Genomic DNA, 12,645 nt, shown 5'->3' with positions numbered 1-12,645 from the left:
CGCGGCGGTCCAGGCGGAGCGGGCCGATGTCGCGCACCTGGGCATCAGGTGCCTGCCTTCGCGGCTGCGGCCGGGGTGGCTGGTGCCGCCGGTGCCGGTGCCCCGGCGGCGGGCGCCTGCGCGGACGTGACCGCCACGTCCCACGGCATCGGCACGCCGAAGAACAGGGGCTCGAAGCCTTCCCAGGTGAGCACGTCGACCGTGTCGCCGGCTTGCGGGAAGCGCTTGGCGTAGACATTGCGCAGGGCCTGCCGCGTGGGCTCGTCCAACTGCTGGTTGATGGTCACGTTCTCGCCGTACTTGCGCAGCATGACCTGCACCAGGCCGATCTTGAGCTGGGGCGACAGCCCCTGGTAGGACGCCTTCATGTTCTCGATCACAACCGGGTCGGGCGTGCCGTTGGGAATGCAGCGCCAGTACGGCGTGTTGGTCGCCTTGCCCATCAGTTCGAGCACGCTCAGGTCGACCAGCGTGCGGATCGCCGAGTGGCGGCCCTGCAGGTACTTGCCTTCGAGCTTGAAGCCGAACGAGTCGCCGTAGAAGCCCAGGCTGGCATTGTCCTCGGCGCTGAAGTTCAGCACCTTGATCACGTTCGACGCCTGCACGCGCGGCACCATCTGCTGTGTGCTGAAGCTCACCAGGTTGAGGTCCAGCGCCAGCGCAGAGAGGATCGCGGTGCGCTTCACGTCGGCGCCCAGCGCGGTCTCGCCTTTGCCCTTGCCGAATTCCACCGAGGCCGAGTTGGAGCGGCCGGCCCCCGAGAGCGCGCGGTCGAACTCGGTCAGCGCGCCGGTGATCAGGAAGTCGGGCATCGTGACGCCGAACTTCGCGCCCAGCTGCGCCTGCGAGATCAGGTAGTCGGGGTGATAGGGCACATACACCACGCGCGCGCCGATGCGGTTGACTGCGGTGCGGACCATCTCGGTGATGTCGCCCGGGATCTCGGCGCCCACCAGCGGGTTCGACAGGTTGGTGGCGTCCAGGATGTTGCGCGTCTGCATGTAGACAACCGGGTCGCCATCCTTGTAGACGTCGAGCATGTGCCCGAAGCGCGACAGCGAAGTGGCGTAGGAGCTGAGGTTGGCGCTCGGCAGGGATTTGGCCGCCTCCCGTTCGGCCAGCAGCCTGTCGGCGTCGCCCAGTGCGTTCTCAGTGGTGGCGCAGCCTGCCAACAGGGCGGCGGCGAGCGCCACGATGCCCAGGCGCAAGCGTGAAGAAATGTGCAAGGTCATGGATCTGGCTGGAAAGGTTGTTCTTGTGCATGTCCGTTCGCCGCGCGCGGCGCGGCGCGGCGCGTGTCACCGGCCGTTGTTCAGGACCGTGATGTTCTCGACCCCCTTGCCGTCGACGAACAGCGTCACGTTGCCGCTCACGTTGCCCTGGATGGTCGGGCTCGCGATGCGCAACTGGCCGTCGGCGCCCTGCTGCACGTTGTTGTAGTTGGTGCGGATCACCAGGTTGGTCTGGTTCGCCGGCAGCTTGAGCGTGCCGTCGGGCTGTACCAGCGCAGCCTGGTCGACCACCTTGTTCTGCTCCAGCGCACGCGCACGCGCGCCTTGGCCGTCACGCCCGGCGTGGTCTGATCGATCACGCGCACGCCCGAGTCGCGGTTGTCCTTGTAGGCGCCCATGGCCTCGCCGTAGTTGACGAGCTGCGCCGAGGCCGTGCCCGCGAAGGCCAGCAACAGCGACAGCGACAAGGCAGCCGCAACGCCGGCAGCGCGAGGCGGCCGGCGGGTCGTCGTGCAAGAAGGAATCCGAGGCATCTGCTTCGTCATGGTTGTCTCTCCTACATGTTGAGCACGGTCACGGCCGGGCCCACCGTGACACTGCGGTTGACCACGCCCACCGAAGGCGCCGTGACCGTGTAGCCCGCGCTGGCGGCCCACGGCGTGTTGCCCGTGACGCCGGCCGCGCCTGCCAGCACGCCGCCGGCGGTGCGCACGGAACCGGTGGTGGCGCCCATGCCCGCGACGGAGCGGTTGCCGGCGATGGTCACCGTGCCCGAGATCACGCCCCGGTTGATGACCGAGTTGGCGGTGCCGCCCATCACGGTGCGGCCGTCGTTGCCGGCGATCACCACGCGCCCGTCAGCACGCCCTTGTTGACCACCGAGTTGACGGTGCCGCCCTGCGTGGCGGTGCCCCGGTTGCCCATGATCGCGATGCGACCGGACAGCACGCCCTGGTTGTCCACGCTGTTGACCAAGCCGCCGCCCGAGGCCGTGCCGTGGTTGCCGAGGATGGCGATGTTCGAGCCCGCGATGGAACCGCGCCGGCCGTTGCGCACGCTGTTGACCACGCCCCCGCCGGTGGCCGAGCCGGTGTTGCCGACGATGGCGATCTGCGTGCCGCCGATGCGGCCCTCGTTGTCCACCGAGTTGACGGTGCCTCCGCCGCGCGTGCTGCCGTGGTTGCCCAGGATCTGGATCTGGCTGCCCGCGATCGCGCTGCGGTTGAGCACGCTGTTCACCGTGCCGCCGCCCTGCGCGTTGCCGTTGTTGCCCAGCACCGTGATCTGGCTGGCGGCGATCTGGCCCTGGTTGTCCAGGCTGTTGACCGTGCCCTTTTGCGATGCCTGCCCCCGGTTGCCCACGATGGCGACGGAACTGCCCGAGAGGCCCGCGCCGGCGCGGTTGCGCACGCTGTTGGCCGCCGCGTCGTCCGAGCTCGCCTGCGCGCCGCCCTGGTTGCCGGTGATGTTCACGTTCGAGGCGGCGATGCGGCCCTCGTTGTAGAGGCTGTTGGCCAGCGCGGTCTTCTTGTCGCGCGTGCTCACCTGGTCGGCCTGGTTGCCGCTGATGAGCGTCTGGCTGCCGTCGGTCGAGGCGCCGTCGTCCACCGTCACGCTGTTGGCCATGGCCACGCCCTTCTCGGCCGACACGCCCGAAGCGGTGTTGCCCGCCAGTTGCAGGCTGCTGGCGCGCAGCGCGCCCAGCACCTGGACCGCGTTGGCGCTGGCGATGCCGACGCCGCGGTTCTTCCATGCATGGCCGAACGCCGTGTCCTCGGAGCCTTCGCTGCGCACGTCGGTGGCGCGGTTGCCGGTGATCTGCATCGCCGTGCCGTCGACGCTGCCGTTGCCGTTGATGGCCAGTGCATTGGCGTTGATGCGCCCGCCGTCCGCGCGCAGCGATTGCGCGCTGTTGCCGGAGATCGTCACCGGCGCGGCCGACAGGCGCACGCCGCCCTGGTCGCCGCCGTCGAGGTAGACACCGTTGCTCACCAGGATGCCGTTCTTCGCGCTGCCCAGGCCCACCGCCTGGTTGTAGGCACCGCCCGTGGTGATGTCGCTCGCGCGGTTGCCGGACAGCGTGATGGGACTGCCCGCGATGCGCGCGCCCCGATAGGCCGCCAGCGCATTGACCAGCGCCGTGCCGCCGACCGCCCCCACCTGGGTCGCCGTGTTGCCGGTGACGGTGAGCGGCGACGCGCTGTCGACCTGCACGCCGTCCTTCAGCACCACCGCGTTGGTCGCGGCGCGTGCGACGCTCTCTTCGCTGTAGACGCCGCCCGGGCCCGTCGAGCGGCTCGCACCGGTCGACACCTGGTTGGCCGTGTTGCCGGACAGCGTGACCGCGGCCGACAGCGTCGAGCCGCTGCCGTCGCCCTTCTCGATGCTGACGCTGTTGGCGTTGAGCATGCCGCCCTGCGCCGACAACTGGCTCGCGCGGTTGCCCGAGATCGAGACCGCGCTCGCATCCACGCGCGAGTCGAACACGCCCAGGCTGTTGGCCAGCGCAATCGCGTCCTGCTTCGACGCGTACAGCAACCCGCCGCCCACGCTGTTGGAGAAGCCGCTAGCGCGCACGCCGTCGGCGTTGTTGCCCGCGATGCGCACCGTCGTGTTCTGCACCTGGGCGTTGCTCATCAACAGGCTGCCCGCGGAAGCCAGCCCGCCCGAGCCCTGCACGTTGCGCGAGGTATTGCCCGAGACGGTGACCGGCGCGTTCTGCAGCGACGACTGATGGTCCAGCGCCACGCTGTTGGCCAGCGCGCGGCCGTTGCGCTCGAACGCACCCACCGCGCCGCCGCCGATGGTGGCGCGGCCCCCGGCCGTGTCGATGTGCGATGCCGTGTTGCCCGTCACCGTGAGGTGGCTCTGGCGCGTGGTCGAGTCCTGCAGCCAGATGCTGTTGGCCGCCGCCGCGCCGCCCACGGCCTGCACCGTGTCGGCCGTATTGCCGCTGAGCACATGCTGCGTCGCACCCTCGATGCTGCCGCGCTGCACCGAGATGGCATTGGCCAGCGCCGAGGCCGACATCTGCACGTCGGCCAGCGCACCCTTCAGCAGCGACCCGCTGCCGCCGCTGGCCTCGACGGCGCTGGCCTTGTTGCCGGTCTGGACCGCCTGGTACTGGCGCAGATCGCTGCCCTGGTAGTCGGCCAGGTTCACCGTGTTGGCCAGCGCGCTGCCGCCCATCGCCCACAGGCCGTTGGCGTCGTTGCCCTGCTGCGTGATGCGCGCGCCCCTCACCTGGCTGCCCGCCGCCGTGAAAGTGTTGGCCGTGGCCACGCCCGTGAGGTCGGCCTGTGCCACGAAGCCGCCGCCCACGCCGCCTGTGCCGCCGCCGGCGCGCACGTTGCGCGCGGTGTTGCCGCTTTGCGTGACGTTCAGGTCCTCGGCGTTCGAACGCGCGAGCGTCGTGGCATTGGCCAACGCCGCGCCGCCGACCGACTGCACGTCGTGCGCGGTGTTGCCGGTGCCCGCAATCTGCGTGCGGCGCAGGTCGGATTCATTGACCAACACGCCGTTGGCCGTGGCGCGGCCGGGCAGTTGCAGCGAGCCGATCGCGCCCATCGCGAGCGCGCCCTTGCCGCCAATGGCCTCCACATTGCCGGCGGTGTTGCCGCTCACGACGATGCGGCTGTCGGTGAGCGGCCTGCGCGCCGCGCCGCCCGAGACCAGCACGGTGTTGGCCGTGGCGGCGCCGCCGACGGCGTTGACGAAACCTTGCACCTGGTTCTGCAGCACATGGACCTGCGAGCCGCGAATCTGGAGGGCGTCGAGCCCGACGGTGTTGGCCTGTGCCGTGGAGACCAGCTCCAGCGAGCCCGCGAGGCCCAGGCCCGCGCCGCCCTTGCCACCGCTGGCGCTCACCCGGGCGGGCGCGCGGTTGCCGGTGACCATCGCGCGGCTGCCCGCATCGAGCTCGCTGCCGGGACGCTGGTGGCCCAGCCCAGGCCGTGGAGCACGCCCTCCTGGGCCTGTGCCCACGGCGCCATGCCGGCGGCCGTGAGGCCGAGCAGCGCCATCGCGACAGCGGTTTTCTTTCGGGCCCTGGCGGCCATTGGCACGTTGTGCATGTTGTTCTCCCTGGTCGTTCGAGGGCCGCTGGCGGCGGCCCGTTTCGCTTGCCGGCGCGGTGGGCCGCCGGCTTCAGGCGGTGGGGCCGATGAAGCCCCGAGGCCCGCGCGATCTCGATGAATGTCTGGCGAAAGAAAGGAAAGCGGCAGGGTGTGCGCGTCGCCCGCATCGGCGCAGCGTGGCGTTGCCGTGCGGATGGACGCGCTGGATGCCGGCGTCGCGTCAGTTGATGTTGACGCTGTTCACGTTGGCGGTGCCGCCGATCGCCTTGATGTCTTCGGCCGAGTTGCCGGAGATGGTGATCTCGCTGTTCTTCACCTTGGAACCCGTGATGTTCACGCTGTTCACGTTGGCCATGCCGCTCATTTCGACGCTGGCGATCTTGAAGCCCGCCGAGCCGCCGCCAGCGATCACGTTCTTCGCGGAATTGCCGCTCACGGTGATCTTGCTGTTGGTGACTTCGGAGCCGACGGTGCCCGAGGCCTTCATCACGCCAGGGATGCTCACGTTGCCGCTCTGGGCGAACGCGGAAGCAGAAACAAAGGCGAGGGCAACGATACCGGCTGCAGCAAATCTTTTCATGAAAGTGACTCCTTGAGGTGGATATGTGACGCGCGGTCCGCCATGGACCACGGCCGCAATCTACCCAGCGAACGCGCCCCCTACCGTCTCTTTTGTAAGTTCATGTTGCCCAAGCGGTACACCGCGAATGTGCGCATGATGTTTACCTTTTTCTCAGGAAAACAGTCACCTCTTTGAACCGCTGGGGCCAGTCTTCGAGGGTGAAGCTCAGGCCGGGTCCCCAAGGACGACGGGCTTTTGGCGGGGGAACGACGGCGCGTTCTGCCGGCATTGCCGGGTCGCCGCGCGGAACGAGACCTAAAGTTGGCAGTCGTTGCGCGAGGAAGACAACATCTCTTCACAAGTAAGTAAGGTATGTGTAATTCCGCGTCGGACAGATCCCACAGCATTCGAAGTGCACGCACGCAAACTCGTGGCCATCCTCATTTGCATTGAAACGCGCCATGCCATCGACGCCTCTTTTTCGCCCTCTGTCCGACACCGCATGCCGCGCTCTTCGCGTCGCGGCGCTCGCGAGCGTCGCCGCCTGGGGCCTGTCCGCCTGTGATCGCGGTGTGCACGGCATCGCCTTCCCCACTGACGCGGACATCGCCAAGGCGCTGCAGGCCAATCTCGCGCAGGACCCCGACAGCGCGCGGGCACGCGACCTGATCCAGGTGCTCGGGGGCGAGAACGGGCAGCTCGACTACAAAGTCAGGCAGGTGATCTACCGGCAGGGGGCCTTCGAGACACAGTACGACGTCAGCCTGCGCATGGGACAAAGCGGCGCGGACAGCCTGCAAAAGCTCTACGCCACGATGATCCCCAAGGAAGAGACTGCCAAGCTGCCGGATCAGACGCTCGCGGCCTACGAGAAATGGCTCGAGGGCAACGCACAGGCCCTCGAGAAGAGCAGCCCGCCGCAGGCCGCGGCCTTGCGCGCCAGCCTGCGCAACCTGGGCCAGTGCTACCGGGACGTGAAGGCGGGCGACAGCGTGGCGCTGATGGACGGGCTCGGTGCGCTGGTCTCGCCGGCGCGCGACGCTGGTACGCCGACAAGCTGCAGTCGCCGCACGTGCAACTGCGCTGTCTTCCGCTGTAGCGGCCTGCATGGCCCGGGAGATGGGTTTGCGCAGGACCGGCGTTGTTGCATCACTCCGCTGGAGCGCTCCCGTCATGCCCTCGATCATGTGACCCTGACCCGGTTTTCTGACCATTTTTAAGTTGGATTTTCCGGCTCCTGGTTGCCCTGCGGCGTGGCCGGATGGTTGCCTCAGCGACCGAATGAAGCGGCTCGGTTGTAGCGAGGCGCAGTGTTTACGGCAGATTCTCTCGAAAGATCACCTGGCTGCGCGTGGCCTCCACGCCGCTCATTGCCTCGCGCTTGTCGCGCAGGTTGGTGAAGATGCGCACGCAGTTCATCAGCGTGGTGTGAGGACTCTGCGTGATCACCGCGTCCATGCTGCCGTCGATGAGAAGGGCGCGCGTGTCGGGTGTAAGACCGTGCCCGATGAACACTACCTTCTGTTCGCGGGCCGCCTCCTTCAGTGCCCGTGCCACACCGTCCGACGCACCACCGATGTTGTAGATGCCGCCCATGTCGGGGTATTGCTCCAGCAGCGCGCGGGTCTGGCGGTAGTTCTTGCCCGCGTCGTCATGGCCCTCGCGCAGGCCCACGACCTCGAGCTTCGGAAACATCTCGTCGATGACGTGCAGGAACCCGGCCTCGCGCTCCTCGTGCGCCTTGTAGCTCAGGCTGCCCGCGATGAGCGCGACCTTCGCGGCGCGCGCGCCGATGAAGCGGCCGATGAGATAGCCGGCCGTGCGGCCGGCAGCGCGGTTGTCGAGCCCCACGAACGCGGCGCGCTCGGAGTTCGACAGGTCCGAAATCAGTGTGACCACCGGCAACCCGCGCGCCGCCAGCGCGGCCACCGCCTCGCGCACCGCCGGGTGTTCCAGCGCCATCATCGCGATGCCGTCGCAACGCTGGCCGTGCTTGCGCAAGGCGTCCGCCAGCTCGTGCGGATTGAAGCTCTCGATGAACACCGTGCGGCACTGCACGTTGAACGGCGCCCAGTGCTCCTGCGAGTAACCGACCATGTCGCCCAGCATGCGGATGAAGCGGTTGGTGCCCGCAGGCAACACGAACACGAGCCGCAGCGGCGGTGGCGTCAGCGCCGCATAGAGTTCGGGCCCCGGCAGGTAGTCGAGCTCGCCCGCGGCTTTGAGCACGCGCTGCACCGTGGCATCGCGCACGCCGGGCCGGCGGTTGAGCACGCGGTCGACGGTGGCGGTGGACACCTGCGCTGCACGCGCGATGTCCACCACGCGCGCGCGCCGGGCATCGGAAGGGGGTGAAGGGTTATCCCGCATACATCAAAAACCATCATGGTCGAGTTTGACCCGGATGATGCATCCTTTTATCTTCGCTGTGGCCCGAATCCATCGATGCATCAGATTGCATCAACCGCATTCCGAAGATCCTGGAGACAAAACATGAACTCGCTGACCCGCCGCAGTGCGCTGCGCACGCTTTCCGCCCTCCCCGCCGCCGGCATCGTCTCGGCCGTGCCGCGCATCGCGCGCGCCGCGGAGTTTTCCTACAAGTACGGCAACAACCTGCCGCTGAGCCACCCGCTGAACGTGCGCGCGCAGGAGGCGGCCGACCGCATCGCCAAGGAGAGCAAGGGCCGGGTCGAGATCAAGATCTTCCCCAACAACCAGCTCGGCGGCGACACCGACATGCTGGCGCAGGTGCGCTCGGGCGGCATCGAGTTCTTCACGCCTTCGGCGCTGGTGATTGCCACGTTGGTGCCGGTGGCGGCCATCAACGCGGTGGGCTTCGCGTTCAACGACTACGCCCAGGTCTGGGCCGCGATGGACGGCAAGCTCGGCGCGCACGTGCGCGGCGCCATCGCCAAGTCGCGCCTCTACGCCTTCGAGAAGATGTGGGACAACGGCTTTCGCCAGACCACCAGCAGCAAGGCCGCGGTCGCCAGCGCCAAGGACATGGACGGCCTGAAGATCCGCGTGCCCGTGAGCCCGCTGTCGATCTCGATGTTCAAGGGCCTGGGTGCCGCGCCCGCGAGCCTGCAATTCAGCGAGGTGTATTCCGCGCTGCAGACCAAGATCGTCGACGCACAGGAGAACCCGCTGCCCATCATCCAGGTGGCCAAGCTGTTCGAGGTGCAGAAGTACTGCTCGCTCACCAACCACATCTGGGACGGCTACTGGTTCATTGCCAACGGCCGCGCCTGGGACGCCCTGCCCGACGATCTCAAGACCATCGTCGCGCGCGCCATCAACGACGCCGGCATGCAGCAACGCGAAGACATCAGGAAGCTCAACGAATCGGTCGTCGGCGACCTGCAGGCCAAGGGCCTCACCATCAACCGCCCCGCCGCCGACAGCTTCCGCGCCAAGCTGCGCGAGTCGGGCTTCTATGGCGAGTGGAAGGGCCGCTTCGGCCCCGAAGCGTGGGCGCTGCTCGAAGGCGCTGTCGGCAAGCTGGCCTGAGCGTCCATGGTGCATGAATCCACTTTCGAGGCCGCGCCTTTCATGGGCGCCGGGCCGTCCGCCAACGCGCTGAGCGGCGCGGCCGGGCGCGCCGACCGCGTGCTGGGCGGCCTGGTCGAGGCCGTGGCCGCGCTGCTGGTGCTGGCCGAGATCTGCGTGCTGTTCGCGGGCGTGGTGTCGCGCTATGTGTTCCACGCGCGCTGGTGTGGTCGGACGAACTCGCGTCCATCCTGTTCCTCTGGCTGTCGATGCTCGGCGCGGTGGTGGCGCTGCGGCGCGGCGAGCACATGCGCATGACCGCGCTGCTGCAGAAGGTGCGGCCTTCGACGCGCGCCATGCTCGACGCCTTTGCCATCGCGGCGTCGATCGCGTTCCTGGTGCTGATCGTCTGGCCTTCGATCGACTATGCGCACGAGGAGTCGTTCATCGTCACGCCCGCATTGGAAATCAGCAACGCCTGGCGCGCCGCGGCCCTTCCGGCCGGCATCGGCATCATGCTGGCCATGGCGCTGCTGCGGCTCGTGCGCGTGTGCACCGGGCGGCAGATTGCGGTGGCGGTGCTCGGCATGGCCGCGCTGGTGGCCGCCTTCTGGCTCGCGGCCCCGCTGTTCGCGACGCTCGGCAAGTTCAACCTGGTGATCTTCTTCGTGGTGGTGGTGGCGGCCACGGTGCTCTCGGGCGTTCCGATCGCGTTCTCTTTTGCGTTGGCCACCTTCGGCTACCTGGCGCTCACCACGCGCACGCCGCTGCTGGTGATGGTGGGGCGCCTTGACGAAGGCATGTCGCACCTGATCCTGCTCGCGGTGCCGCTCTTCATCTTCCTGGGCGCGCTGATCGAGATGACCGGCATGGCGCGCGCCATGATCCAGTTCCTGGCCAGCCTGCTCGGCCATGTGCGCGGCGGCCTCTCGTACGTGCTGATCGGCGCGATGTACCTGGTGTCGGGCATCTCGGGCTCCAAGATCGCCGACATGGCCGCCATCGCGCCCGTGCTGTTTCCAGAAATGGTCAAGCGCGGCGCCAAGCCCGGCGACCTGGTGGCGCTGCTCTCGGCCACCGGTGCGCAGACCGAGACCATTCCGCCGTCGATCGTGCTCATCACCATCGGCTCGGTCACGGGGATCTCGATCGCCGCGCTGTTCACGGGCGGGCTGCTGCCGGCCGTGGTGCTCGGCGCGGCGCTGTGCGTGGTCGTGTGGTGGCGCTACCGCCGCGAAGACCTGAGCGGCGTGCAGCGCTACAGCAAGCGCGAGATCGGCAAGCTGCTGCTGGTCGCGCTGCCCGCGGTGCTGCTGCCCTTCGTGATCCGCGCCGCCGTGGTCGAGGGCGTGGCCACGGCCACCGAGGTGTCGACCATCGGCATCGTGTATTCGGCGCTGATCGGCCTGTTCGTGTACCGGCAGTTCGACTGGAAGCGGCTCAAGCCGATGCTGATCGATACCGCCTCGCTCTCCGGCGCGATCATCTTCATCGTCGGCTGCGCCACCGCGATGGCCTGGGGCCTCACGCAGTCGGGCTTCTCGCAGGACCTGGCCCGCATCATGGGCGCGCTGCCGGGCGGCGCGTACGGCTTCCTGGCTGTATCGATCGTCGCGTTCATCGTGCTGGGCAGCGTGCTCGAGGGCATTCCGGCCATCGTGCTGTTCGGGCCGCTGCTGTTCCCCATCGCCAAGGCGGCGGGCGTGCACGAGGTGCACTACGCCATGGTCGTGATCTTCTCGATGGGCATCGGCCTCTTCGCGCCGCCCTTCGGCGTCGGCTACTACGGCGCCTGCGCCGTGAGCAAGGTCAACCCCGACGAAGGCGTCAAGCACATCTGGGGCTACATCGCCGCGATGCTGGTGGGCCTCGTGATCGTGGCCGTCTTCCCGTGGTTCTCGACCGGCTTCCTGAAATTCTGATCACAACAACACACTCACATCACCGGAGCCAACCGCAATGAGTCGATTCCTCGGCGAGATCCGCCAACTGGGCTATGTCGTGCACGACATCGAAGCCGCCATGGACTACTGGAGCACCAAACTGGGCGTGGGCCCGTGGTTCTACAACCCGAAGGTGCCCATCCAGAACTACCGCTACAACGGCGAGGCGCACGAGCCGCACAACTCGGTGGCGCTGGCCAACTCGGGCTATGTGCAGGTCGAGCTGATCCAGACCCGCAACGACGTGCCCTCGATGTACCGCGACTTCCTCCAGGCCGGGCGCACCGGCCTGCAGCACGTCGCCTACTGGACGGCCGACTACGACGCGGACCTCGCGCGTCTCACCGCGCAGGGCTTCAAGCCCGTGATGAGCGGCGAAGTCGGCGAGCGCGGCCGCTTCATCTACTTCGACACCGAATACCACCCGGGCACGGTGATCGAGCTTTCTGAAGTGGCGGGCCCGAAGGGCAAGATGTTCGACCTGATCCGCAGCGCCAGCGAAGGCTGGGACGGCAGCGAGCCGGTGCGGCCCTTCCCCGACCTGAGCAAGCTGTGACGATGGCGGCCGAACGCATCCGCGCGCGCTACCTCATCGAGACGCCGGTGGAGCCGGCGGCCGTGGCCGAGGTGATGGCCGGCGAGCAATCGTGCGGCACCTTCACGCGCGTGGAGGGCGAGACCGATGCACTGCGCGAACGCGCGCGTGCGACGGTCGAAGCGATCACCGAGCTCGCGCCGGCCGAGGCCCCGAGCCTGCCGAACGCGCTGCTCGAACGCCAGGGAGCGCGCGGCCCGTGGCGGCGCGCGCATGTCGACATCTCGTTTCCCGTGGCGAACATCGGCGCCAACCTGTCGACGCTCGCCGCGACGGTGTCGGGCAACCTGTACGACCTGGGCGAGGTGACGGGCCTGCGGCTCGAATCACTGCAGGTGCCGGCCGCGTACCGCGCGCAGTTCGAGATGCCGTGCGTCGGCATCGCGGGCACGCGGCGCGCCACCGGCGTGGCGAGCGGCGCGCTGGTCGGCACGATCGTCAAGCCGAACGTGGGCCTGTCGGCGGCGGAGACCGCCGCGCTGGTCGGACGGCTCTGCGCCGCAGGCGTCGATTTCATCAAGGACGACGAGGTCTGCGCCGACCCCGCGCATGCGCCTCTCGCAGAGCGCGTACCCGCCGTGATGGCGGTCGTGCGCGCCCACCAGGAGCGCACCGGCAAGCACGTGATGGTGGCCTTCAACATCACCGACGAAACGGATGCGATGAAGCGGCATGCCGATCTCGTGGAGCGCGAAGGCGGCTCCTGCGTGATGGCCAGCCTGAACTGGTGCGGGCTCTCGGGCAC

General features: G+C 68.3%; 12 protein-coding genes and 1 pseudogene. 5 read left to right on the top strand and 8 right to left on the bottom strand.

Annotated features, from left to right (window positions below):
- Positions 1-44: 44 nt before the first annotated feature.
- The 7 genes from BMG07_RS36390 to BMG07_RS36360 form a co-directional block, all read right to left on the bottom strand.
- Positions 45-1,232, bottom strand: a complete 1,188-nt coding sequence (locus BMG07_RS36390) for a hypothetical protein (RefSeq protein WP_269759760.1) — start codon at positions 1,230-1,232, stop codon at positions 45-47.
- A 66-nt stretch (positions 1,233-1,298) separates the two neighbouring features.
- Positions 1,299-1,454, bottom strand: a complete 156-nt coding sequence (locus tag BMG07_RS36385) for a hypothetical protein (RefSeq protein ID WP_198088569.1) — start codon at positions 1,452-1,454, stop codon at positions 1,299-1,301.
- The gene (locus BMG07_RS36380) at positions 1,451-1,777 is read right to left on the bottom strand and encodes a hypothetical protein (protein ID WP_198088568.1); all 327 of its coding nucleotides are present in this window, start codon (positions 1,775-1,777) and stop codon (positions 1,451-1,453) included. The genes BMG07_RS36385 and BMG07_RS36380 overlap by 4 nt, the downstream gene beginning before the upstream one ends.
- Positions 1,778-1,788: 11 nt before the next feature.
- Entirely contained in the window at positions 1,789-2,079 is a 291-nt protein-coding gene (locus BMG07_RS36375; RefSeq protein ID WP_198088567.1) for a hypothetical protein, read from the bottom strand.
- The gene (locus BMG07_RS36370; protein WP_198088566.1) at positions 2,076-5,129 is read right to left on the bottom strand and encodes a hypothetical protein; all 3,054 of its coding nucleotides are present in this window, start codon (positions 5,127-5,129) and stop codon (positions 2,076-2,078) included. Before BMG07_RS36370 ends, BMG07_RS36375 begins: the two co-directional genes overlap by 4 nt.
- Positions 5,096-5,305: a hypothetical protein gene (locus BMG07_RS36365; protein ID WP_198088565.1), complete on the bottom strand. Its 210-nt coding sequence runs from the start codon at positions 5,303-5,305 to the stop codon at positions 5,096-5,098. Before BMG07_RS36365 ends, BMG07_RS36370 begins: the two co-directional genes overlap by 34 nt.
- 223 nt (positions 5,306-5,528) lie before the next feature.
- A complete protein-coding gene (locus BMG07_RS36360; protein WP_269759759.1) occupies positions 5,529-5,813 on the bottom strand; it encodes a hypothetical protein in 285 nt (94 codons plus the stop codon).
- 518 nt (positions 5,814-6,331) lie between these two features.
- On the opposite strand from BMG07_RS36360, the gene BMG07_RS36355 reads away from it, so the two are divergent.
- Positions 6,332-7,090 carry a hypothetical protein gene (locus BMG07_RS36355; protein WP_198088563.1) on the top strand — a complete coding sequence of 253 codons (759 nt, stop codon included), beginning with the start codon at positions 6,332-6,334 and terminating at the stop codon, positions 7,088-7,090.
- A 94-nt stretch (positions 7,091-7,184) separates the two neighbouring features.
- On the opposite strand, the gene BMG07_RS36350 is transcribed toward BMG07_RS36355, so the two are convergent.
- Positions 7,185-8,240 (bottom strand): LacI family DNA-binding transcriptional regulator, encoded by a 1,056-nt coding sequence (locus BMG07_RS36350; protein ID WP_198088562.1) that lies wholly within the window; start codon positions 8,238-8,240, stop codon positions 7,185-7,187.
- 123 nt (positions 8,241-8,363) lie between these two features.
- Here BMG07_RS36350 and BMG07_RS36345 point away from each other — a divergent pair, with 123 nt between their 5' ends.
- The 4 genes and pseudogenes from BMG07_RS36345 to BMG07_RS36330 form a co-directional block, all read left to right on the top strand.
- Positions 8,364-9,383, top strand: a complete 1,020-nt coding sequence (locus tag BMG07_RS36345; RefSeq protein ID WP_198088561.1) for a TRAP transporter substrate-binding protein — start codon at positions 8,364-8,366, stop codon at positions 9,381-9,383.
- A gap of 6 nt (positions 9,384-9,389) precedes the next feature.
- A pseudogene (locus BMG07_RS36340) lies at positions 9,390-11,284 on the top strand (TRAP transporter large permease subunit).
- Between the two features lie 37 nt (positions 11,285-11,321).
- Positions 11,322-11,861: a VOC family protein gene (locus BMG07_RS36335; protein ID WP_198088560.1), complete on the top strand. Its 540-nt coding sequence runs from the start codon at positions 11,322-11,324 to the stop codon at positions 11,859-11,861.
- A gap of 2 nt (positions 11,862-11,863) precedes the next feature.
- A partial coding sequence (locus BMG07_RS36330; RefSeq protein ID WP_269759758.1) for a RuBisCO large subunit C-terminal-like domain-containing protein occupies positions 11,864-12,645 on the top strand: 782 nt, incomplete at its 3' end.

Origin of the sequence: Variovorax sp. E3, from assembly GCF_016082275.1 — a bacterium.
Lineage (GTDB): Bacteria > Pseudomonadota > Gammaproteobacteria > Burkholderiales > Burkholderiaceae_C > Variovorax.
The sequence above is the reverse complement of the archived record's forward strand: the minus strand, read 5'-3'. Positions and strand labels throughout refer to the sequence as shown.

What these genes read in the sequence shown, in the direction of transcription:
- BMG07_RS36345 (WP_198088561.1), top strand. Translation starts at nt 8,364, where the DNA reads ATGAACTCGCTGACCCGCCGCAGTGCGCTGCGCACGCTTTCCGCCCTC.
- BMG07_RS36370 (WP_198088566.1), bottom strand. Translation starts at nt 5,129, where the DNA reads ATGGTCACCGGCAACCGCGCGCCCGCCCGGGTGAGCGCCAGCGGTGGC.
- BMG07_RS36390 (WP_269759760.1), bottom strand. Translation starts at nt 1,232, where the DNA reads ATGACCTTGCACATTTCTTCACGCTTGCGCCTGGGCATCGTGGCGCTC.
- BMG07_RS36355 (WP_198088563.1), top strand. Translation starts at nt 6,332, where the DNA reads ATGCCATCGACGCCTCTTTTTCGCCCTCTGTCCGACACCGCATGCCGC.
- BMG07_RS36365 (WP_198088565.1), bottom strand. Translation starts at nt 5,305, where the DNA reads ATGCACAACGTGCCAATGGCCGCCAGGGCCCGAAAGAAAACCGCTGTC.
- BMG07_RS36335 (WP_198088560.1), top strand. Translation starts at nt 11,322, where the DNA reads ATGAGTCGATTCCTCGGCGAGATCCGCCAACTGGGCTATGTCGTGCAC.
- BMG07_RS36380 (WP_198088568.1), bottom strand. Translation starts at nt 1,777, where the DNA reads ATGACGAAGCAGATGCCTCGGATTCCTTCTTGCACGACGACCCGCCGG.
- BMG07_RS36350 (WP_198088562.1), bottom strand. Translation starts at nt 8,240, where the DNA reads ATGCGGGATAACCCTTCACCCCCTTCCGATGCCCGGCGCGCGCGCGTG.